19 protein-coding genes are annotated in these 20,958 nt (G+C 73.0%); 9 read left to right on the plus strand and 10 right to left on the minus strand.

Annotated features, from left to right (window positions below; genetic code table 11):
• Positions 1–57 precede the first annotated feature (57 nt).
• Both BM314_RS16915 and BM314_RS16920 read right to left on the minus strand, forming a co-directional pair.
• Positions 58–423 carry a YybH family protein gene (locus BM314_RS16915; protein ID WP_091979119.1) on the minus strand — a complete coding sequence of 122 codons (366 nt, stop codon included), beginning with the start codon at positions 421–423 and terminating at the stop codon, positions 58–60.
• A gap of 80 nt (positions 424–503) precedes the next feature.
• Positions 504–947 carry an OsmC family protein gene (locus tag BM314_RS16920; RefSeq protein WP_091979120.1) on the minus strand — a complete coding sequence of 148 codons (444 nt, stop codon included), beginning with the start codon at positions 945–947 and terminating at the stop codon, positions 504–506.
• 167 nt (positions 948–1,114) lie between these two features.
• Here BM314_RS16920 and BM314_RS16925 point away from each other — a divergent pair, with 167 nt between their 5' ends.
• Positions 1,115–2,032 (plus strand): ATP-binding protein, encoded by a 918-nt coding sequence (locus BM314_RS16925; RefSeq protein ID WP_091979122.1) that lies wholly within the window; start codon positions 1,115–1,117, stop codon positions 2,030–2,032.
• A gap of 115 nt (positions 2,033–2,147) precedes the next feature.
• Here BM314_RS16925 and dut read toward each other — a convergent pair whose 3' ends face one another.
• Complete coding sequence (dut, locus tag BM314_RS16930) at positions 2,148–2,618, minus strand: dUTP diphosphatase (protein WP_091979124.1); 471 nt, start codon at positions 2,616–2,618, stop codon at positions 2,148–2,150.
• On the minus strand, positions 2,615–3,496 hold the full coding sequence (locus tag BM314_RS16935; RefSeq protein WP_091979125.1) for an HpcH/HpaI aldolase/citrate lyase family protein: 882 nt from the start codon (positions 3,494–3,496) through the stop codon (positions 2,615–2,617). Before BM314_RS16935 ends, dut begins: the two co-directional genes overlap by 4 nt.
• Positions 3,497–3,619: 123 nt before the next feature.
• On the opposite strand from BM314_RS16935, the gene BM314_RS16940 reads away from it, so the two are divergent.
• From BM314_RS16940 to BM314_RS16950, 3 genes are all read left to right on the plus strand, one after another.
• Positions 3,620–4,363 (plus strand): DUF429 domain-containing protein, encoded by a 744-nt coding sequence (locus BM314_RS16940; protein ID WP_091979127.1) that lies wholly within the window; start codon positions 3,620–3,622, stop codon positions 4,361–4,363.
• A 115-nt stretch (positions 4,364–4,478) separates the two neighbouring features.
• Positions 4,479–4,994, plus strand: a complete 516-nt coding sequence (locus tag BM314_RS16945) for an NUDIX hydrolase (protein WP_091979129.1) — start codon at positions 4,479–4,481, stop codon at positions 4,992–4,994.
• A 44-nt stretch (positions 4,995–5,038) separates the two neighbouring features.
• Entirely contained in the window at positions 5,039–5,704 is a 666-nt protein-coding gene (locus BM314_RS16950) for a carbonic anhydrase (protein ID WP_020094193.1), read from the plus strand.
• Between the two features lie 219 nt (positions 5,705–5,923).
• Here the strand turns inward: BM314_RS16950 and BM314_RS16955 are convergent, their stop codons facing one another.
• The gene (locus BM314_RS16955) at positions 5,924–6,625 is read right to left on the minus strand and encodes a DUF4142 domain-containing protein (RefSeq protein ID WP_020094192.1); all 702 of its coding nucleotides are present in this window, start codon (positions 6,623–6,625) and stop codon (positions 5,924–5,926) included.
• 322 nt (positions 6,626–6,947) lie between these two features.
• Between BM314_RS16955 and BM314_RS16960 the strand changes: the two genes are divergently transcribed.
• The 5 genes from BM314_RS16960 (at position 6,948) to nudC (ending at position 11,133) form a co-directional block, all read left to right on the plus strand.
• The gene (locus BM314_RS16960) at positions 6,948–8,096 is read left to right on the plus strand and encodes an acyltransferase family protein (RefSeq protein ID WP_091979218.1); all 1,149 of its coding nucleotides are present in this window, start codon (positions 6,948–6,950) and stop codon (positions 8,094–8,096) included.
• A gap of 27 nt (positions 8,097–8,123) precedes the next feature.
• Positions 8,124–8,987, plus strand: a complete 864-nt coding sequence (locus BM314_RS16965) for a universal stress protein (RefSeq protein ID WP_020094190.1) — start codon at positions 8,124–8,126, stop codon at positions 8,985–8,987.
• Positions 8,988–9,132: 145 nt separating this feature from the next.
• Complete coding sequence (locus tag BM314_RS16970; protein WP_244539963.1) at positions 9,133–9,726, plus strand: hypothetical protein; 594 nt, start codon at positions 9,133–9,135, stop codon at positions 9,724–9,726.
• A 77-nt stretch (positions 9,727–9,803) separates the two neighbouring features.
• Positions 9,804–10,223: an HIT domain-containing protein gene (locus BM314_RS16975; RefSeq protein WP_020094188.1), complete on the plus strand. Its 420-nt coding sequence runs from the start codon at positions 9,804–9,806 to the stop codon at positions 10,221–10,223.
• 7 nt (positions 10,224–10,230) lie between these two features.
• On the plus strand, positions 10,231–11,133 hold the full coding sequence (nudC, locus tag BM314_RS16980; protein WP_020094187.1) for an NAD(+) diphosphatase: 903 nt from the start codon (positions 10,231–10,233) through the stop codon (positions 11,131–11,133).
• 67 nt (positions 11,134–11,200) lie between these two features.
• Here nudC and cysG read toward each other — a convergent pair whose 3' ends face one another.
• The 5 genes from cysG to BM314_RS17005 form a co-directional block, all read right to left on the minus strand.
• Positions 11,201–12,673 carry a siroheme synthase CysG gene (gene cysG / locus BM314_RS16985; RefSeq protein WP_091979133.1) on the minus strand — a complete coding sequence of 491 codons (1,473 nt, stop codon included), beginning with the start codon at positions 12,671–12,673 and terminating at the stop codon, positions 11,201–11,203.
• A 201-nt stretch (positions 12,674–12,874) separates the two neighbouring features.
• Entirely contained in the window at positions 12,875–15,571 is a 2,697-nt protein-coding gene (locus BM314_RS16990) for a nitrate reductase (protein ID WP_091979135.1), read from the minus strand.
• A gap of 176 nt (positions 15,572–15,747) precedes the next feature.
• Positions 15,748–17,352, minus strand: a complete 1,605-nt coding sequence (locus tag BM314_RS16995; protein WP_091979137.1) for a sulfite reductase subunit alpha — start codon at positions 17,350–17,352, stop codon at positions 15,748–15,750.
• Positions 17,349–19,166, minus strand: a complete 1,818-nt coding sequence (locus BM314_RS17000; protein WP_091979139.1) for a NirA family protein — start codon at positions 19,164–19,166, stop codon at positions 17,349–17,351. The genes BM314_RS16995 and BM314_RS17000 overlap by 4 nt, the downstream gene beginning before the upstream one ends.
• 10 nt (positions 19,167–19,176) lie before the next feature.
• Positions 19,177–20,445, minus strand: coding sequence for an NAD(P)/FAD-dependent oxidoreductase (locus tag BM314_RS17005; protein WP_085986811.1), 1,269 nt, complete (start codon positions 20,443–20,445; stop codon positions 19,177–19,179).
• Positions 20,446–20,958 lie beyond the last annotated feature (513 nt).

Here is a 20,958-nt window from a genome sequence, read left to right on the forward strand (position 1 = left end):
CCGCTTTGCCGCATCGCGTCCGGTGGGACAAGCGCGCGGGAGCGCCCGAGCCGGCCGTCAGCCCTTCGGCGGCGCCAGCTTGAGCTGGTCGATCGCCCAGAGCCACGCCCCGTCCGGCTGCTCGCGGGCGACCTCCACCGAGAACGCGCCGTTGGGCAGCCGCGCGAAGGTCATGGCCAGCCCGCCGTTGCGCAGGGGCGGCGGCGTCTCCGGCGCCGGGAAGTCGGATTTGCGCGCCAGCAGGTCGGCGTAGAAGGTCCGGATCTCGGCGTGGCCTGTGGCGACGACGCGGCCCGCCGCCAGCACCGCGTCGGGCTCGTAGAGGGCGACGAGGCCCTCGACGTCGCCGGAATTGGCGCGTCGGTTGAACAGGGCGGCCAGGTCCTCGGGGGCGCGGGCGGGCTCTCGCGTGTGATCCGTCATGGCGTCTCCTCGTCCGGCTTCGGCGGCCGGTTGATGGTGTGGCAATGCGCCGGGCGGCCGATTTGTCCCCGGCGCGCCGGTCATTTCAGGCGCGTGCCGTCGCGGTCGGCCACCGAGACGGCGACCGGGATCCCGGCCTTCACGCTCTCCGAGACGGTGCAGAACCGCTCGAACTGCTCCAGCACCCGGTCGATCCGCGGCATGTCGGCGGCGGCCGCCCCGAGCTGGATGTGGACGCCGATCCCGGTGACGCGCAGCCGCCCCTCGGCGTTGCGCTCCACCCGGCAGGACGCCTCGGCCGCGACGCCGCGCGCGTCCTGGCGGAACTTGCCCAGGGCGAAGACCAAACTGGCGCAGAGGCAGTTCGCGACCCCGGAGATCAGGAGCTGCTCGGGGAACGGCCCGGTCCCGCCGCCGATCGGCGGCGCCTCGTCGGTGCGGAGCGCCGGCAGGGCGGCGCTGAAATCGACGGTGAAGACGTAATCCGCGACCTGGGTGATCCGGATCGTCGGTTCGGCTTCCATCGATGCTCCCCGGCGGACGTGTCGGCGCGACCTGCCGGGTATACCAACGCCCGATCGCGGTTCGCGTTCGGGAGGACCGCGCCATGCGTCCGGATCCAGATGATTTCCCCGAATCTTCCCCGTAGAACCGGCCGCCCGACCGACCCGCACGCGAACCCCCCGATCCGATGACGAGCCCCGCGACCCTCGACACCCTGATGCCGCTCCTGGAGCGCATCGCCACCGCGCTGGAGCGGGCCGCGCCCGCCGCCCCGCCGGCCTTCAACCCGAGCGCCGCCGACGCCTTCCTGTGGGGGCCCGAGCGCCGGCTGACCCCGGTGCCGCAGGTCGCCCGGGTGGAGATGGGCCTGCTCACCGGCATCGACCGGGCGCGCGACACCCTGGTGGAGAACACCGAGCGCTTCGCCCGCGGCCTGCCGGCCAACAACGCCCTGCTGTGGGGCGCCCGCGGCATGGGCAAGTCCTCGCTGGTCAAGGCGGCCCACGCCGAGATCAACGCCCGGCGGCCCGCCGGCAGCCTGCCGATGAAGCTCGTGGAGATCCACCGCGAGGACATCGAGGCGCTGCCGGACCTGATGGCCCTGCTGCGGCCGGACCCGCACCGCTGGCTCGTCTACTGCGACGACCTCTCCTTCGACGCCGACGACACCTCGTACAAGTCGCTCAAGACGGCGCTCGACGGCGGCATCGAGGGGCGTCCGGGGAACGTGCTGTTCTACGCCACCTCGAACCGGCGCCACCTCCTCGCCCGCGACATGGTGGAGAACGAGCGCTCGACCGCGATCAACCCCGGCGAGGCCGTGGAGGAGAAGGTCTCGCTCTCGGACAGGTTCGGCCTGTGGCTCGGCTTCCACAAGTGCAGCCAGGACGAGTACCTAGCGATGATCCGCGCCTACGCCGACCGCTACGGCCTCGCCGTGCCGCCGGACCAGCTGCGCGCCGAATCCCTGGAATGGGCCACCACCCGCGGCTCGCGCTCGGGCCGGACCGCGTTCCAGTTCATCCAGGACCTGGCCGGGCGGCTCGGCAAGACGCTGGACTCAGGGGCGGCGCCGAGCTCCTGTCGTCATCCGCGTTCTGGTTGATGGCGTCGGCCCCGCCGTCTTTGCGAGCGGAGCGAAGCAATCCAGGCAGCGCCACGCCTGGCAATGTCGCGTTGCCCTGGGTCACTTCGCTCCGCTTGTGATGACGGAGGGCGCGCTAGCGCCCGCTCGACCCGAACCCGCCCGCGCCCCGCTCCGAGCCGGGGCCGAGCGCGCCCTCCAGCACAGTCAGCGCCGGCCGCGTGATCCGCGTGAAGACGAGCTGCGCGATCCGCTCGCCCGGCTCGACCCGCACGGGCTCGGATGCGTCGCGATTCCAGGCGGAGACCAGCAGCGGACCCTCGTAATCCGCGTCGATCACACCGGTGCCGTTGCCGAGCACCAGACCGTCCCGGTGTCCGCGGCCCGAGCGGGGGAAGATCAGGCCGCACCAGGCCGGGTCGCGGATCAGCACGCTGAAGCCGGCCGGGATCAAGGTCGGCTTGCCCTGGGGCGGTAGGATCAGCGGTGCGTCGAGGCAGGCGTGCAGGTCGAGTCCGGCCGCGGCCGACGAGCCCCAGCGGGGGAAGCCCCAGCCCGGCAGCCGCGGGTCGAGCAGCCGCAGGCCGACCTCCGGCAGGTCGCTCACGCGGAGAGCCGCGCGATTGCCTCGGCCATGGCGAGCGTGCGCCGGGCGGCCTCGACGTGGAGGCGCTCGACCATCTTGCCGTCCACCGCGATGACCCCGCGCTCGCGGTTCTCCGGCGCGTCGAACACGGCCATCAGCCGGCGCGCCTGCGCGATCTCCTCGGCATCTGGCCCGAAGGCGGCGTTGGCCGGGCCGATCTGGGTCGGGTGGATCAGCATCTTGCCGTCGAAGCCGAGGTCGCGGCCCTGCGCGCATTCCGCCTCGAACCCGGCCGGGTCGTTGAGGTCGGTGAAGACGCCGTCGATCGCCTCGATCTCGTAGGCCCGGGCGGCGGCCAGGACATTCATAAGCCAGGGGATCAGGGCCGCCCGTCCCGGCGGCCGGATCCGGGAAGCTTTCAGAAGGTCGTTGGGGCCGATCACCAGGGCGGCGAGCCGCCCGTCCACGTCCCGGGCCGCGCCGGCGATCTCGGCGGCGTTCACCACCGCCATCGGCATCTCGATCATCGCCCAGACCCGCGTCGCCAGCGGCGCGCCGAGCCGGCGCAGGCGGGACCCGACGGCGATCAGCGTGTCGGAGGTGCGGACCTTGGGCACCAGGATCGCGTCCGGCGCGGCCGGCGCGAGCGCCACGAGGTCCGCCTCGCCGTCCTCGGTCTCGGGCGGGTTGATGCGGACCACGACCTCGCGCGGCCCGAAGCCGCGCGCCGCCACCGCGGCCGCGACCTGAGCGCGGGCCGCCGCTTTCACGCCGGGGGCGGTGCCGTCCTCGAGGTCGATCAGGATCACGTCGGCGGGGAGCGACCGCGCCTTCTCCAGCGCCCGGGCGTTGGAGCCCGGCATCGCCAGGACGCTGCGACGGGGACGGATCTCGCTCATCACGCTTCTCCCGGGCCGGCGGCGGCCTGCGGCGACGCGGATAGCTTTCCGCGCGCATCCCGGCAAGAACGCCGGCAAGAACACCGGCAAGGAGGCCGGCCGCGGAGCGCGAGGGAGGATCGGATGGCGCGCTGGATCGCCGGACTGGACGGCTGCCGCGGCGCCTGGGCGGGCGCGCTACTCGACCTAGACGATCCGGACCGGCATCGCTGCGCCCTGTTCCCGGACCTCGCCGCGCTGCTCGACGCGCCCGAGCGGCCCGGCATCGTCGGGATCGACGTGCCGATCGGGCTGCCCGAGCGGATCACCGGCGGCGGCCGCGCCGCCGACCGGGCGGCCCGCGCCCGGCTCGGGCCGGCGCGGGCCTCGGTGTTCCCGATGCCGCCGCGGCGCGCGGTCTACGCCCCCGACTACGCGGCCGCGAAGGCCGCCTCGCGGGACGCGAGCGACCCGCCCTTCGCGCCCTCGATCCAGGGCTACAACATCTTCCGCTACGTCCGGGCGGTCGACACGCTCCTGCGGGAGCGCCCGGAGGCGCGAGCGCGGGTCCACGAGGTTCATCCCGAGGTGGCCTTCCACGCCCTCAACGGCGGACGGCCGCTCGGCCTGCCCAAGAAGGGCAAGCGCGCGCGGGAGGGGCTGGACCTCCGGCGGGCCCTCCTCGCGGCGGCGGGCCTGCCGGACGCGCTGATCCGGTCCCGGACCCAGGGCGTTCCGGAGGACGACCATGTCGACGCTCTGGCCGCCCTGGTGGTCGCCCGCGACATCCGCCTCGGACGGGCCGTGCCGCTGCCGGATCCGCCGGAGCGGGACGCCTTCGGGCTTCCCGCGGTGATCTGGGCGCCGGCGCCGCGCCCGCCGTCCTGAGCAAACACCGCGCAGGCGATGAGCGGGCCGCGACGCCCGTCCCAACGTGCTGTAATGCACGCCGGGGGACGCGCGAGCGGTGTCCGTTCCCGGGGCGCGCTCTAGCTCTGGCTGCATGAGCGCCGCGACCCCCCTGCCCGTCCGTCACATCGCCCGCGCGATCGTCCTCGATCCGCAGGATCGGATCCTGCTCATCGCCTACACGTCGGTTCATGCCAGAGGGCCGGACGGCGCGCCGCTCCGGTTCTGGTTCATGCCCGGCGGTGGCCTGGAGCCCGGCGAGGACCACGTCACCGCCTGCCGCCGGGAGCTCGAGGAGGAGATCGGCCGCGGCGACGTCGCAATCGGCCCGCAGGTCGCCGCCTGCGACGGCCCGTTCCACCTGTTCCGACAGGCGCGGGACGCCCGCGAGCGCTACTTCCTCGTCCGCCTGCCCGACGACCGGGTCGACACGAGCCGCCTCGCCGAGACCGAGGACAATCCCCTGATCGGGACGCGCTGGTGGCCGATCGACGAGTTGCGCGCCAGCGGCGAGCACGTCGAGCCGGCGGGGCTCGCCGATCTCGCGGCCGATCTCGCCCGCGGGACTATTCCGGCCCAGCCGCGCGTTCTTGCTTGGCGAGAACTTTGAGTTCACTGCCGCAGTCGCGGAATTGTCTAACTGGAGACGACTTTATGTTCCCCGTCTACCTGACCGAAGGCTACCGGTCCTTTCTCCTCGATCGCTTCCCGACCGAGCGGCGGCGCTTCGCGCAGCTCGCCTCCACGCAGAATCCGGAGATCCTGGTCATCAGCTGCTGCGACAGCCGGGTCTCGCCGAGCGCGATCTTCAATGCCGGCCCGGGCGAGCTCTTCACGATCCGCAACGTCGCCAACCTCGTGCCGGTCTACCAGCCGGACGGCCAGTACCACGGCACCTCGGCGGCCCTGGAATTCGCCGTCCAGGCCCTGGAGGTGAAGCACATCGTCGTCCTCGGGCATGCCACCTGCGGCGGCATCAAGGCCTGGGCCAACAAGGCGAAGCCGCTCTCGCCCGGCGACTTCATCGGCAAGTGGGTCTCGCTCGTGGGTCAGGCCGAGGACAAGGCCGGCGATCCCGCCGCGCCGAACTACCTGACCAAGCTGGAACATGCCGTGGTCGTCCAGAGCATGGAGAACCTGCTGACCTTCCCGTTCGTGAAGGAGCGGGTCGACGACGGCCGCCTCGAGATCCACGGCGCGCATTTCGGCGTGGCCAGCGGCTCCCTGCTGGTGCGCGATCCGCAGTCCGGCGAGTTCAAGCCGCCGATCGACACGACCGGCCAGTCGGTCCGTTCCGTCGCCGCCATCGCGTGCGAGTGAGCGCACGGCGCGGGCGCTGAGATTCGGGACCGGTCGGCCGGTCCCGGATCCGATGATGCTGGGACGCGCCGGCGCGGCGCGTCCGCGAAGGTCGTTCGCCGCGGTCGGCCGGCGATCATCCTGGCTCGAACAGCCATCGACATGAGAAAGGCGGCGGGCTCGCGCCCGCCGCCTTCTCGTTCGGCCCGGCCGAGGCCGGGCCGCCGAAGTCCGTGCCGCTTACATGGCGCCCGGGAGACGCTCGGCCTGCTGCAGGTGCATCTGCAGGGCCGGCAGGGCCTGCTGGGCGTAGTTGCGCAGGGCCGGGTTCGGGCCGCCCTGAGCGTAGGCCTGGGTCATCGCGATGGTCATCTGATGGGCCTGGATCTGCTGCGACGCGTACAGGCGGTCGAAGCGGGCGCCGGCCGGGGCGGCCGAGAGCTGGGCCAGCATCGCCTGCTGCTCCGGGTTCGGCGGGACGATCGTCGAGGCGCCGGTCGCCATCACGTCGCCGCGGCCGATCTGGCCACCCGCCGCGGCGCCGCGCGCCGCGCCGGCACCCGCGCCCTCGAGGCCGCCGACCGGGCCGCCCGCCAGGGTGCCGCCGACCACGCCGGTCGCCGCGCCGACGCCGGCGCCCACGGCGCTGCCCGCCACCGCGATCGGGGCGGTGACCAGGCCACCGAGGCCCGGATCGCCGGCGACGCCGTTCATCTGGCCGCCGGCCAGGGCGACGTTGGCGGCGCGGTGGTCACGGAGCACCTCCTGGGCGTAGGAGCGGATGCGCGGGTTGCGCGACTTGGACAGGGCGATCTGCGAGGACTGGATCTCGAAGGCGTTCGCCTGCATCGACTGCATGCGGAAGTCGTTGGCGCTCTGGGCCATGGCCGGGGTCGACAGCGCCAGGACGAGCGCGGACGCGGCAGCGTAGTTCTTCAGCATCGGGACCTCTGTTCGAGATGGGCACGCGAACCGCGGAAGGACGCCGCATGTGCAGCACGGACGCCTCGGCAGACGACGTCGCAGGCAACTCGGAGCCGGCGGGTTCGCGAATTGGTCCGTCAACGACGCTATCGGCTTATGGTTCCTGCCGTTTTCGCATCGGACAATACGGTTCCCGAGCGGATCTAATCCGGCGCGCGTGCCCTCTCGGTGGATCCCGCAGGATGCCGATCGCGCTCGTCCGGGACGGTGGCCTCGGCGGGTGGGTCCTTCCGGCCGCACCGTCGGGCAGGGCTCGAAGCGCGACGCGCGCGGGCAGCCCGTGATCGTCGTCGCCGTCCAGATCCTCCGCGCCGCCGCCGCCCTCATGGTGGCATGGCACCACGCGCGGCACGAGGCGGGCCTCCTCGCTGACCGGGGCGCCGGCCCGGCGCTCGATCCCGCGACGCTGCTGCCCTGGTGGGGCGGGGTCGACCTGTTCTTCGTGATCTCCGGCTTCGTCATCGTCCATGCCGGCGGCCGGCTCGCGGGCCGGTCGGGCGGCCGCGCCCGCTTCCTCGCCCACCGGGTCGCCCGGGTGGTGCCCCTCTACTGGTTGGTGAGCCTGCTCTACCTCGTCCTGGCGCTCGCGCGGCCGGACCTCCTGGGCGAGGCCGCCGCGCTGGTGCGCGACCCGGTCGCCCTCGCGGCGAGCTTCCTGTTCTGGCCGGCGGCCCGCCCCGACGGCACCGTCCAGCCGCTCTACGGCCTCGGCTGGACCCTGAACTACGAGGCGGCCTTCTACGCACTCTTCGCCGCGGGTCTCGGCTTCGGGCGGCGCGGCGCCGTCGCGTGGCTGTGCGGGAGCTTGGCCGTCCTCGTGGCGGTCGGCGCCCTCGTGCCGGGCCTGCCGGTGCCGCTGCGCTTCTGGTCGGATCCGATCGTACTCGAATTCGCCGCCGGCGCCGGTCTCGCCCTCGCCTGGGGCGCGGGGTTCCGGCCGGCCCTCCCCCTGCGGGTCGGGCTCGCGGTGCTGGGCGTGCTGGGGCTGATCCTGGCCGCGCGGGTGCTCGCGGGTCTCGGCGAGGCCGACGGGTTCCTGCGCCCGCTCCTCGTCGGCGGGTCGGCCGTCCTGCTGGTGGCGGCCGCCCTCGGGCCACCCCGCGACGCGGCCGCGGTCGCGCGGCTGCCGTCCCCCGTGCGCGGGCTCGTCGCGCTCGGCGACGCGTCCTACGCCCTCTACCTCGTGCACCCGTTCGCGCTGCGCCTCGTGCGCGAGGCGCTGCTCCGGCTCGGCCTTGCCCCCGCCCTGCATCCCTGGGCCGGCATGGCGCTGATGCTCGCGGGCAGCGCCGCGGCCGCGCTCGTGGTCCACCGCCTCGTCGAGCGGCCCCTGACCCGGGCCCTCCGGAGGTGGCTCGATCCGGGCGCGCCGCAAAACCGTGTGCGCGCCGTGCCGGCCCCGGTTCCACCGCGCGGCCGGGAGGATTAGCCTCGCCTGCCCGAGGAGAAGGCCAGCATGAAGACCCTGCTCGTTCCCGTCGCGATGCACGACGCCCTGCCCTCCGTCTTCGAGACGACCCGGCTGGCGGCCACGCGCTTCGGCAGTCTGATCGAGGGCGTGTCCCTGCGCCCGGCGCTGGCCGAGTACGTGCCGGTCGACATGGTCGGCGGCATGACGTGGCTGCGCGACGAGGAGGCCGACCGGGCCGAGGCCGAGGAGGCGGGCGGCCGCTTCGTGGCCTTCATGGACGGCGCCGGCATCCCGCGGCACGCCCGCGACGGGCTCTGCATACCGGACCGGGTGCCGGATGCCGGACCGCGCTACCGCTGGCGACAGGACGTCCCCACCGGCGACGCGTTCCTCGGGCAGTACGCGCGGCTGTTCTCGGCAACGGTGGTCGGGCGTCCCGGCACCACCGACAACGCCCCGCGCATGACCACGTTCGAGACGGCCCTGTTCGAGAGCGGCCGCCCGATCCTGCTGGCGCCGCCTACGGCACCGGCCAGCCTCGGTGACGCCGTGGTCATCGCCTGGAACGGGTCGACCGAGACCGCCCGGGCGGTGGCTTTCGCGATGCCGTTCCTGCGGCGGGCCGAGCGGGTGCTCGTGCTCAGCGTCGAGGGCGGCATGGTGCCGGGCCCGACCGCGCAGGACCTCGCCCAGGCCCTGGCCTGCGAGGGTGTGGACGCGTCGCACCGGGCCCTGCCGGCCGGCCGGCGCGTGCCCGGCGAGACCTTTCTGGCGGAGGCGAAGGCGTTCGGCTGCGATCTTCTGATCAAGGGCGCCTACACCCAGAGCCGCCTGCGCCAGATGATCTTCGGCGGCGTCACCAGCCACGTTCTCGCCCACGCCGACATGCCGGTGCTGATGGCGCATTGAGCGCTCCGCGAACCCGGCCGACGGATTGCGGCACCGCACGTCCTTCGGCGCCGGGAACCCTGCCCGGTCCCCGGCGTTCGGGTCCCGCAGCCGGACGGCACGCCCATTGTCCACACGCTCGGAAAGGAGCCCCGTGAAGAGCCCCGTGAGACGTCTCTTCCTCGCCGGCCTTCTGGCGATCGCGACCATCCCCGCCGCCCGCGCTGAGCCGGCGACCGTCCGGTTCCGCGGCACCGTGGTCCAGGCCGATTCGGAACGCGTGGAGATCCGCCGCACCAGCGGCAGCACCCTGGCCGTGCGGATGGGCCCCCGGACCCGCATCTACGCGGTGAACGGCGCCAGCCTGCGGGCGATCAAGCCGGAGAGCTACGTCAGCGTCCTCGGTGCGTCCGATTCCGAGCCGCGGCAGGCGACCGCCGTGACCCTGTACTCTCCGTCCGAGCGCGGGTTCGAGGCCGGCAGCCAGCCCTGGGACACCGCGCAGGGCGCGCGCCTCACCGCCGGCTGGGTGGCCGACGTGCAGCGGGGCGCGCCGATGCGTCTGACCCTCGCCTATAACGGCGGCCAATCGTCCTTCGCGATCCCCGACGACACGCCGGTGACGCAGTTCTCGCCTGGTGAGAAGGCGATGCTCCAGCGGGGCGCCGCCGTGACGATCTTCGCGCGCCCGGACGAGGCCGGCGGGCTGATGGCGGGGACGATCGCGGTGGGCCGCCAGGGCGTCGTGCCGGGTCTCTGAGCCGATCGGGCCGCTGCGTCACCGACGGCGCAGCAAACCCGCGCGCCGACGCGGAAGCTGCGCTACACCGGTCGGCGATGACCGAGCCCGCCTTCACCCTCGACCCGCGCCTGTCGGCTGACACCGCCGAAGTGGGCGACCTCGCCCTGTGCCGCGTGCTGCTGATGGACGATGCCCGGTTCCCGTGGCTGATCCTAGTGCCGCGCCGCCCGAACCTCACCGAGATCACCGACCTCTCCGAGACCGATGCCGCGGCGCTCTGGAAGGAGATCCGCCTCACCACGGGGGTGATGCAGGCCCTGTCCAAGCCCGACAAGGTGAATGTCGGCGCCCTGGGCAACGTAGTGTCGCAGCTCCACGTCCACGTGGTCGGCCGCTTCCGGTCGGATCCCGCCTGGCCGGGGCCGGTCTGGGGGTTCGAGACCCGCAAGCCCTACCCGCCCCACGCCCGCGCCCAGCTCCTCGAGCGCGCCGGCGCCCTCTTCTCCGCGGCCTGACCCTCGCATGACCGATCCCCGCGACACCCTCGGCTTCGTCCGAAACCGCCTCGACCGGCACTCGGCCGAGCAGCCCGAGGAGGCGGTGCCCGCCTTCGACACGCCCGAAGCCCGCCTCGTGCTGATCTGCGGCGACCGGATCGTGCTGCGCGGGGAGACCGCACTGATCGCGGTCGCGGAGGCGGCGGACCTCGCCGGCGGGACGCGCATCTTCCTCGGGCACCGGGACGGGCAGCCCGTCTTCGCCGCCGCCGCGCCGGCCGAGGCCGCGGAGCGCTTCTCCGAGGGGCCGACCCGTACCCTCGACCTGAGGTCGATCGCCACCGACTCCGCCGTGGAGGCCGAGGAGCTCGGCCTGCTCGCCGTGGCCAAGTCCATGCTCGACTGGCACGCCCGCCACGGCTTCTGCGCCAATTGCGGCACCGCCACCGTCTCGAAGGCCGGCGGCTTCCGCCGGGAATGCCCGAGTTGCAGCGCCCACCATTTCCCCCGGGTCGATCCGGTGGTGATCATGCTGGTGCGCCGGGGCGACACCTGCCTGCTCGGCCGCGGTCCGCATTTCCGCCCGCACATGTATTCCTGCCTCGCGGGCTTCCTGGAGCCCGGCGAGACGATCGAGGACGCGGTGCGCCGCGAGGTGTTCGAGGAGACGCAGATCCGCGTCGGCGCCGTCACCTACCGGACGTCGCAGCCCTGGCCGTTCCCGTCGTCGCTGATGATGGGTTGCGCCGCCGAGGCGCTCGACGAGGTTATCGTGACCGATCCCAGCGAGCTGGAGGATGCGCGCTGGTTCAGCCGGGCCGACGTCGCGGCCATGCTGGCGGGAACGCATCCCGAGGGGATCCTGGCGCCGCCGCCCATGGCGATCGCCAACTACCTGATGCGCGCCTTCGTGGCCGGCGAGACCTGATCCGGATCAGCCGGACGCGCCGGAGCCGCTGACCTGCAGCTCCCCCGCCGCGCCCGCGTCATCGGCCTCAGACCGCCACGCGGGCCTGCTCCACCTGGGCCGGGAGCGCGCCCCGCATCTCCGAGAAGGCCTCGCCCACCATCAGCAGCGCCGGCCCGTCGAGGCCCGCCGCCTCGACCCGGTCGGCGAGGTCGGCGGCCGTGCCGCGCAGGACCTGCTGGTTCGGGCGGGTGGCGTTGAACACCAGCAGCGCCGGAGTCGTGGGCGCCAGCCCCTCCTCCACGGCGCGCGCCAGCAAGGCCCGCAGGGTCCGCTTCGGCATGTAGACGACCGTGGTGACGCTCGGATCGGCGAGAGCGCCCCAGTTCAGGTCGTCCGGCAGCGCCCCGCGGCGGTCGTGGCCGGTGACGAACTGGAGCCGGCGCGCGGCGTCGCGATGGGTCAGGGACAGGCCGAGGGACGCCGCCGCACCCTGCGCGGCCGAGACGCCCGGCACCACGGTCACCGGGATGCCGGCGGCCCGGCAGGCCTCGATCTCCTCGCCGGCCCGGCCGAAGACCAGCGGGTCGCCGGATTTCAACCGCACCACCTGCTTGCCGGAGCGGGCGAGCTGCACCATCAACGCGTTGATGTCGTCCTGGCGGCAGGACGGGCCGTGGCCGGTCTTGCCCACCAGCATGGTGCGGGCCTCGCGGCGGGCGTAGTCCAGGATCTCGGGCGCGACGAGGTCGTCGTAGAGGATGACGTCGGCGTTGCGCAGCGCCCGCAGCGCCTTGAGCGTGAGCAGCTCCGCGTCGCCGGGGCCGGCCCCGACCAGCGTCACGGCGCCGCCCTTCGGGGCGGCCTCGGTCTCGCCGAGCAGCTCGGCGAGATCCCGGTCCGACGGCGCCCGGTCGGGCTCCGCGAAGGCCCGGTCGGTGAAGCGCTCCCAGAAGAACCGCCGGTCGGCGAAGCCGTGGAAGCGGGCCGTGACGCCGTCGCGCCAGTCGCGGGCGGCCGCGACCCAGCGACTGAACCCGCGGGGCAGCATCGCCTCGATCCGGGCGCGCACGGTCTGCCCGAAGACCGGGGCCGCGCCCTCGGTCGAGATGCCGACCACGAGCGGCGAGCGGTTGACGATGGCGCCGAACTTCACGTCGCAGAGGTGTGGCCGGTCCACCGCGTTGACGATGGCGCCGGCGCCGCGGGCGGCCGCCACGAAGGCGACGCACTCGGCCTCGTCCTCCATCGCGCCGATGCAGAAGGCCGCGCCCCAGAGATCGTCCGGGCTCCAGGGGCGTTCGTGCAGGACCACCTGCCCGTCGACGATCTCGCCCGGCACGGCGCGCAGCTCCTCGCCGGGCTCGGGCGCGTAGACGTCGACATGGGCGCCGGCGGCGGCTAGCACCTTCACCTTCCAGGGGGCGCCGCCGGACGAGCCGGCGAGCACCACCCGCTTGCCGCGCAGGGGGACGAAGACGGGCAGCACCGCCAGCGGCTCCAGGCCGGAAGCCTTAGTCTCGCGGGGGGCGCGGGCTGCGCGCAGGGGGGTCTCGGTCACGGGCCTGTCCTGAATCGTCCTGATCCGGCCGGTCCCGACTGCCCCCTCATCCTCGGGTACCGGAGCGGAAGCCTCGAAGGAGGCTCCAGTCGGCCGCGATCCCTGGAGCTCTTCTTCGAGGACCGCCGACGCGGGCACCTCAGGATGAGGTGATCTGACAGGAGAAGCCGATCCATCCTCGCCGGCGAGTGTATCAGAAAATCACGCGGCGCATGCGGTCTGCCCGGCCAGCATCTTGCGGATCTCCGGTATGCACGAGCCGCAATTCGTCCCGGCCTTGCAGGCGGCGCCCACCGCCTCCACGGAGCCGGCGCCTCCGGCGATGGTCGCGGCGATAATGTCCGCGCCGACGCCGTGACAGGCGCAGACCACCGGACCCGCCGAGGCGCTCGCCGCGCGGCCCGAGAGCAGCGCCAGCCGCTCGGCGGCGTCGGGCGCCTCGGTGGCGAACAGGACCTTGGCGGCCTCCCAGTCCGGCCGCTCGGCGGCGGGGGCGTAGGCGAGGCAGGCGACGAGGCGGTCGCCGTCGTAGACCGCGCAGCGGTAGCGGTCGCGGGCGTGGTCGGCATATTCCGCCAGCTCGCCGCCCGGCAGCGCCTCGCTCTGGATCAGCCCGCGCACCATCAGCGCCACGGCGCGGGAGCTGTCGGCGGTGGCGAACTGCGCGCCCCAGCCGCCGGTGATCGCGGCGCGTGCCCACCACCAGCCCTCGGGCAGCGCCACCTGTCGGCACGTCAGCAGGAAGCCGCGGGCGCGGTAGCCGACGGACTCGATCGCCGCGGGGGTCGCCTTGAGCTCGGGCTGACCCGAGACCGGGTCGGTCATGCCCCGCACCAGCGCGCCGACCCGGGCCCGCGACGCGAAGGCGCCGCCCCAGTGCATCGGCATGAACAGGCTGCCCGGCACCACCGTGTCGGTGACCGTCACCTCCAGCTCGGCCGCGCCGTGCGCGGTCGTGAGCCGGGCGATGTCGCCCTCCGCGAGGCCGTGGACCGCCGCGTCGTCCGGATGGACCTCGACGAACGGCACGGCCCGGTGCGCGGAGAGCCGCTGGCTCTTCCCGGTGCGCGTCATCGTGTGCCAGTGGTCGCGGACCCGGCCGGTGTTGAGCATGAGCGGGAACGCCGCCGAGGCCGCGAGCGCGAGGGCCGGCGGCTGCACCGCGACGAAGCGGGCGCGCCGGTCGAAGGTGTAGAACCGGCCGTCGCCGAACAGCCTCGCCTTCCCCTGCGGGGCGCCCCGGAAGCCGGAGCGCTTCGGGATCGGCCACTGCACCGGCAGGGCCGCCTCGTAGGCGGTGTCGCCGATGTCCGCGAGCGCGCCGAGGTCGAAATCGCGGGTGCCGTTGTTCTCGTAGGCGGAGAGCCCGGCATGCTCGCGGAAGATCGCGGCGGCCGAGTCGAACGCGAAGGCCCGGCCGTGGCCGAGGCGGCGCCCGACATCCGCCAGCGCCGCCCAGTCCGGCCGGGCCTCGCCGGGGCTCGCGAGGAAGCGGCGCTGGCGCGAGATCCGGCGCTCGGAATTGGTGACCGTGCCGTCCTTCTCGCCCCAGGCCTGGGCGGGGAGAAGCACGGTGGTCTTGGCCCGTCCCCGCGCGGTGTCGGAATCCGCCACCGCCTCGGACACCACGTAGAGGTCGAGGCCGGCGAGCGAGTCCCGGATCGCGTCGGCCCGCGGCATCGAGACCAGCGGGTTGGTGCCCATCACCCACAGCGCCTTGATCTTGCCCCGACCGATCGCCTCGAACAGCGCCACCGCCTTCATGCCCTCGCCGGTGATGATCCGCGGGGCGCCCCAGTAGCGGCGCACCCGGTCTACCTCCTCGGGGGTGAAGTGCATGTGGGCGGCCAGCATGTTGGCGAGCCCCCCGACCTCGCGCCCGCCCATGGCGTTCGGCTGGCCGGTCAGCGAGAACGGCCCCATCCCGGTCTCGCCGATCCGGCCGGTGACGAGGTGGCAGTTGATGATGCTGTTGCCCTTGTCGGTCCCCTGCGCCGACTGGTTCACCCCCTGCGAGAAGGCCGTGACCACCCGGCGGGTGCCGGCGAACAGGGCGTAGAAGGCCGCGATGTCGGCCTCGGTCACGCCGGTGACGGCGGCGACAGCCGCGAGGTCCGGCGCGATCTGGCGGGCGCGGTCGAGGGCGCCGTCGAGGCCGGCCGTGTGGGAATCGATGAAGGCGCGGTCGCGGAAACCGTTGTCCGACAGGTAGACCAGCAGGCCCGAGAACAGGGCGGTGTCGGTGCCCGGCCGGATGCCGAGGAACAGGTCGCATTCCTGCGCGGTCTGGGTCCGGCGCGGGTCGATGACCACGAACTTGGTGCCGCGGCGCTCCTTGGCGTCGGCCATGCGGCGGAACAGGACCGGGTGGCACCACGCGGTGTTGGAGCCGACCAGCACGATCAGGTCGGCCTCGTCGAGATCCTCGTAGCAGCCCGGGACCGTGTCGGAGCCGAAGGCCCGGCGGTGGGCCGCGACCGCGCTCGACATGCAGAGGCGCGAGTTGGTGTCCACGTGCGGCGTGCCGATGAAGCCCTTCGCGAGCTTGTTGGCGACGTAGTAATCCTCGGTGAGGAGCTGGCCCGAGAGGTAGAAGGCGATCGCGTCCGGCCCGTGCTCGTCCGCCACCGCGCGGAGCTTGCCCGCGACCGTGTCGAGCGCGGCATCCCACGAGACCTGGGCGCCGTCGACCTGCGGGTGGAGCAGGCGGTTCTCGAGCGACAGGGTCTCGCCCAGCGCCGAGCCCTTCGAGCACAGGCGGCCGAAATTGGCCGGGTGCTCGGAATCGCCCGCGATGGTGGCGCCGCCCTGCCCGTCCGGGGTCGCGAGCACGCCGCACCCGACCCCGCAATAGGGGCAGGTGGTCCGCACCGTCGGCGCCGCCACTGGCTGGGTCATGGCTGAATCCTCGCAGGGTCGTCCTGGGCGGGAGCAAGCTTCGCGCCGCCGTTCCCCTCCCCCCTGTGGGGAGGGGTCAGGGGTGGAGGTGGTGCAGAAGGCACCGCCCGAGCCCCGTCCTGCGCCACCCCCACCTCCGGCTCCTCCCCACAAGGGGGAGGAGAGCAAGTTGCGGTTCAGTACACGTCGGCCTGATACCGCCCGGCCTTCTTGAGCGCGGCGAGATAGGCCACCGCGTCCTCGGGGCTCTTGCCGCCGAACTGCGCCGCCACGTCGATGATCGCCCGCTCGACGTCCTTGGCCATGCGCTTGGCGTCGCCGCAGACGTAGAAATGCGCGCCGCCCTCGAGCCACTTCCACAGCTCGGCGCCGTTCTCGCGCATCCGGTCCTGGACGTAGGTCTTCTCCGTCCCGTCCCGCGACCAAGCCAGGGACAGGCGGGTGAGCACCTTGTCGTCCTTCAGGCTGTTCAGCTCGTCCTTGTAGAAGAAGTCCGAGGCCTGCCGCTGGTGGCCGTAGAACAGCCAGTTGCGGCCCGGCGCCCGCGTGGCGGCGCGCTCGCGCAGGAAGGCCCGGAACGGCGCGATGCCGGTGCCTGGGCCGCACATGATCACGTCCTTCGACAGGTCGGCCGGCAGGCCGAAGCCGTGCGCCTTCTGGAGGTAGACCTTCACCCTGGTCTGCTCCGGAAGGCGCTCACCGAGGTGCGTCGAGGCCACGCCCAGCCGCAGCCTCGAGCGGTGGTTGTAGCGCACCGCGTCCACGGTCAGCGACACGCGGCCGACATCCATCTTGGGCGAGGACGAGATCGAGTAGAGCCGCGGCTGCAACTCGTCCAAGGCCTCCAGGAAGACCTCGGCGTCGGGCCGCGCGCCCGGGAACTTGTGGAGCGCGCCGAGCACGTCGAGATAGGCGGCGTCGCCGTCCGGATCCTCGCCGGAGGCGAGCGCCTGCGCCTTCTTGCGCGCCGCCCCGGAGGTGAGCAGCGACAGGAGCTGGTACAGATTGTCGGGCGCCGCGCCGAGCGCATAGTTGATCAGCAGGTGCTCGCGCAGGGTCCTTTCCCCGATCACCCGCTCGGGCCGGGCGCCGAGTTCCGCGATCACGGCATCCACCAGTGCGGGGGCGTTGGCGGGGAACAGGCCCAGCGAGTCGCCGACCTCGTACTGGATCGGCGTGCCGTCGAGCCCGATCTCGATGTGCCACGTCTCCTTCTCGCCGCCCGGATCGTTGAGGCGTCGACGGGACAGGAACAGCGCCTCGACCGGGTTCTCGCGGCAGTAGCCGAGCGGGCCGAGATCGGCCGCCGCCTTCGGGACGTCGTCCTCCGCCTTAGGCGCCGCCGGGGCGCCGCCGGCGGCGCCGAACTCCTCGTCCAGCTTCTTGAGCATGCGCAGGGTCTCTTTGCCGCCGGGCTGGCAAAGGTTCAGGCGCGCCTCGTTCTTGAGGAAGATGGCGTTGGCGTAGTCGGCGCAGTTGTAGCCGCACTGGCCGCAATCCTGCTGGGCCATGGCGGCCATCAGCTTCTGCGGTTCGGGCCGGTCCTTCGCCATCGCCATCCGGTCGGCGATCGGCACGGACGGGTCGTGCCAGGGGGCGTCGTCGTTGTCGGCGAGTTTGGGGCCCGTGGCGGGGCCCTCGCCGGGCGCGAGCGCCGTCGCGCCCGCGACGGCGGGGCCGAGCAGGGCCGCGAAGTAGCCCGAGAGCCAGGCGCGCTGGTCCTCGTTGAAGGGCGCGGTCTCGGGGATCAGGACGAGGGGGGGCGAGACGTGCTGGGTCATGCGGCGGCCTTCAGGGCGGGCTGGTCCTCGGCGGCGTCGCGGAGCGCCTCCGCGCCGGTGCGGCTGGTGAAGGCCTGGAAGCTCTCCTCGGGGCCCTGGCGGAGGGCGAGGTAGGCGCGCAGCAGCGCCTCGACGCGGGCGGGCGCATCCTCGGCCTTCACGGCCTTCCAGATCTCCGTGCCGATCTTCGGGTTCTCGGCGAAGCCGCCGCCGACCACCACGTCGTAGCCCTCGACGGTGTCGCCCTCCTCCGAGACGACGACCTTGGCGCCGATCAGCCCGATATCGCCGATATAGTGCTGGGCGCAGCTGTGGTGGCAGCCGGTGAGGTGGACGTTCACCGGCACGTCGAGGTTCGGCAGGGCCGTCTCGACGTGGTCGGCGATGATCAGCGCGTGGCCCTTGGTGTCGGAGGCCGCGAACTTGCAGCCCTTCGCCCCCGTGCAGGCCACGAGACCGGAGCGGATGCCCGCCGCCTTGGTGGTGAGGCCGAGATCGAGCACCCGCTGCTCAACCTCGGCGACCTTCGCGTCCGGAACCCCGGAGAAGATGAAGTTCTGCCAGACGGTCAGGCGGATCTGGCCGTCGCCGCACTCGGCGGCGATCTTGGCGAGCGCCCGGACCTGATCGCTGGTCATCTTGCCGACCGGCAGGACCACGCCGATCCAGTTGAGGCCGGGCTGCTTCTGGGCGTGGACGCCGACATGGGCGAACCGGTCGGTGGCCTTCCGCGGCGCGACCTGCTCCGGCGCGACCCGGTCGAGCTTGCGGCCGAGCTTGTCCTCGACGGCCGCGAGGTACTTGTCGAAGCCCCAGGCGTCGAGGACGTACTTCATCCGGCTCTTGTTGCGGTTCGTCCGGTCGCCGTTCTCGATGAACACCCGGATGATCGCGTCGGCGACGGCGTTGCAGTCCTCGGGCTTCAGCACGATGCCGGTGTCGCGGGCGAGGTCCCGGTGGCCCGAGATGCCGCCGAGCACGAGGCGCATGTAGATGCCGGGCGGCACGGCGGCGCCGTCCAGCACTTCCACGGCCTGGAAGCCGATGTCGTTGGTCTCCTCGAGCGTCGGCATCACGCCGCTGCCGTCGAAGGCGACGTTGAACTTGCGCGGCAGGCCGTAGAGCGAGCGGTCGTTCAGGATCCAGTTGTGCCAGGACTTGGCGAGCGGGCGCGTGTCCAGAAGCTCCTGGGCGTCGATGCCGGCGGTCGAGGAGCCGGTGACGTTGCGGATGTTGTCGGCGCCCGCCCCCCGGGCCGTGAGACCGATATCGGTGAGCCCGTCGAGGAAGGGCTGGGCGTGTTCGGGATCGATCTCCCGCACCTGTAGGTTCGCCCGGGTGGTCACGTGGACGTAGCCGCCGCCGTGCTGGTCGGCGAGGTCGGCGATGCCGGCGAACTGCCAGTGGTGCAGGATCCCGTTCGGGATCCGCAGCCGGCACATGTACGAGACCTGGTTCGGCGCCACCCAGAACATCCCGTGGTAGCGCCAGCGGAAATTGTCCTCGGGCTTCGGCTGCTTGCCGGCGGCGGCCTCCTGGATGAGGCGGTTGTGGCCGTCGAACGGGTTCTCGGCGCGCTTCCATTTCTCTTGGTCGCAGAGCTTACCGCCGTCCTTGACGGTCCGGTCCTGCGCCTTGATGTGGATCGCGTCCGGGCCCGTCGGCTCGGCCGGCGGCGCGGCCGCCCCCGCCCCGCCCGCGGCGAGGCCGCCGGTCAGGCGGACGGCGGCGATGCCGGAGGCGAAGCCCTCGAGGTAGCGCTTCTGCTCGGCCTCGAACGCGCCCGCGGCGGTCTGGGTGGTGGTCTCGGACATCCGCGCCTCCTCAAGCAGCCAGGGGCTCGGGCGCGGGGCGCCCGAACATCAAGTCGTCCACGTTCTCGATCGGGTCGCCGGAGCGGATCAGCCCCTTGCAGGCGCCCTGCTCGGCGATGTCGCCGACGAACACCGCGCCGATCAGCCGGCCGCCGCGCACCAGCAGCTTGCGGTAGAGGCCGGCGCCGGGGTCGGAGAGCACGATCGCCTCCGCGTCGTCGGGCGTGTCCACGATCCCGGCCGAGAAGACCGGCAGGCCCGAAACCTTCAGGCTCGTGGACAGGGCCGTGCCCCGGTACTCGGCCGGCTCGCCCGAGAGGTGGCGGGCGAGCGTGTCGGCGTGCTCGTAGGCGGGCTCGACCAGACCGTAGATCTGGCCGCGGTGCTCGGCGCACTCGCCCAGCGCGAAGATCCGCGGGTCCGAGGTGGTCATCCGGTCGTCGACCGTGATGCCCCGGCCGATCGCCAGCCCCGCTTCCTGCGCCAGCGCCACCGAGGGGCGCACGCCCACCGACATCACCACGAGGTCGGCCGGGAGCGCGGTGCCGTCCGCCAGCACGAGGCGCTCGACCCGGGACGCGCCCTCGATCCGGGCGGTGTCGGCCTTGAGGATGACGCGCACGCCCCGCGCCTCCATGGCGCGCTTCACCAGCCCGGCGGCGTGGTGATCGAGCTGGCGCTCCATCAGCCGGTCCATGACGTGGAGCAGCGTGGTCTCGACGCCGAGGCGCGCGAGCCCGACCGCCGCCTCGAGGCCCAGGAGGCCGCCGCCGATGACGATCGCCTTCGCGTGCTGCACGGCGGCACGGCGGATCGCCGCCACGTCGGCGAGGTCGCGGAAGGTGATGACGCCCGGGAGGTCCATGCCGGGCTTGGGCAGGCGGATCGGCAGGGAGCCGACCGCGAGGACCAGCCTGTCGAAGGGCAGGACGTGGGTCTCGCCCACGATGACGAGCCCGTTCTCCCGGTCGATCCGCGTCGCCGGCGCGCCGGTGATCAGGCGGATGCCGTGATCCGCGTACCAGTCGAGGCCCCGGAAGGCGCAGGCCGCCTCGTCGACCTCGCCGCCGAGCAGCGAGGAGAGCAGGACCCGGTTGTAGGCGGCCGTGGGCTCGGCCCCGATGCAGGTGATGTCATAGCGGCCGGGCGCGGCCTCGGTCAGCCGCTCCAGGAAGCGCAGCGAGGCCATGCCGTTGCCGACGACGACCAGCCTCTCGCGCGGCGGGCCGTTCCCGGCGCCCGCGTCGTGTCCGCGTGTGTCCATGGGGGATGTCGCCATCGCTCGATCGCGTCTGGAACCTCGAGTGCAGGGTCGTTGGCGGACCGCCCACGAAAAAGCCGCTGCCGGTCGTCTCCCGGCAGGCTTCAGCCCCAGGGAGAACCGGATCAGCGGCCTCGCTGACGGCGCTGTCCGTCGCCGTTGACGGACGGGGGGAGGTTTGCAGGTTCCGTGCCAGACACCGCGCGGTCCGCGAGCGCCGCGCGGACCCGCAGGATCGGTGGGGCGGCCGGGACGTTTCGGCCGTCTGAGCGGCGGCTTCGGCACTGCACAAAAACTGTGCGACCCGTCGCAAAAGCGATCACGGGCGGACCGGGCTTTCCGGCAGCGGCAGGAGGGTCGGGACGTTTCCGGAGGCGCGTCGACGGGGGCCTACCGCGCACGCGATCGCCGCGTCGGCCCCGATGGGCTGACCGGCAACGCGCAGCTTCGGATTATGATGAACGTATTACGTCAGTTCTCGCGACGATATCGCCGCGAGTCGGACCGATTCTCGAGTTGTAGAATCGCAGA

This window comes from Methylobacterium sp. 13MFTsu3.1M2 (assembly GCF_900112625.1).
Lineage (GTDB): Bacteria > Pseudomonadota > Alphaproteobacteria > Rhizobiales > Beijerinckiaceae > Methylobacterium.

Coding starts and splice junctions, on each gene's coding strand:
- BM314_RS16915 (WP_091979119.1), bottom strand. CDS start 423: ATGACGGATCACACGCGAGAGCCCGCCCGCGCCCCCGAGGACCTGGCC.
- BM314_RS16995 (WP_091979137.1), bottom strand. CDS start 17,352: ATGACCCAGCACGTCTCGCCCCCCCTCGTCCTGATCCCCGAGACCGCG.
- BM314_RS16945 (WP_091979129.1), top strand. CDS start 4,479: ATGAGCGCCGCGACCCCCCTGCCCGTCCGTCACATCGCCCGCGCGATC.
- BM314_RS17000 (WP_091979139.1), bottom strand. CDS start 19,166: ATGTCCGAGACCACCACCCAGACCGCCGCGGGCGCGTTCGAGGCCGAG.
- nudC (WP_020094187.1), top strand. CDS start 10,231: ATGACCGATCCCCGCGACACCCTCGGCTTCGTCCGAAACCGCCTCGAC.
- BM314_RS16990 (WP_091979135.1), bottom strand. CDS start 15,571: ATGACCCAGCCAGTGGCGGCGCCGACGGTGCGGACCACCTGCCCCTAT.
- BM314_RS16950 (WP_020094193.1), top strand. CDS start 5,039: ATGTTCCCCGTCTACCTGACCGAAGGCTACCGGTCCTTTCTCCTCGAT.
- BM314_RS16920 (WP_091979120.1), bottom strand. CDS start 947: ATGGAAGCCGAACCGACGATCCGGATCACCCAGGTCGCGGATTACGTC.
- BM314_RS16955 (WP_020094192.1), bottom strand. CDS start 6,625: ATGCTGAAGAACTACGCTGCCGCGTCCGCGCTCGTCCTGGCGCTGTCG.
- BM314_RS16935 (WP_091979125.1), bottom strand. CDS start 3,496: ATGAGCGAGATCCGTCCCCGTCGCAGCGTCCTGGCGATGCCGGGCTCC.
- BM314_RS16965 (WP_020094190.1), top strand. CDS start 8,124: ATGAAGACCCTGCTCGTTCCCGTCGCGATGCACGACGCCCTGCCCTCC.
- BM314_RS16975 (WP_020094188.1), top strand. CDS start 9,804: ATGACCGAGCCCGCCTTCACCCTCGACCCGCGCCTGTCGGCTGACACC.
- BM314_RS16940 (WP_091979127.1), top strand. CDS start 3,620: ATGGCGCGCTGGATCGCCGGACTGGACGGCTGCCGCGGCGCCTGGGCG.
- BM314_RS17005 (WP_085986811.1), bottom strand. CDS start 20,445: ATGGCGACATCCCCCATGGACACACGCGGACACGACGCGGGCGCCGGG.
- BM314_RS16925 (WP_091979122.1), top strand. CDS start 1,115: ATGACGAGCCCCGCGACCCTCGACACCCTGATGCCGCTCCTGGAGCGC.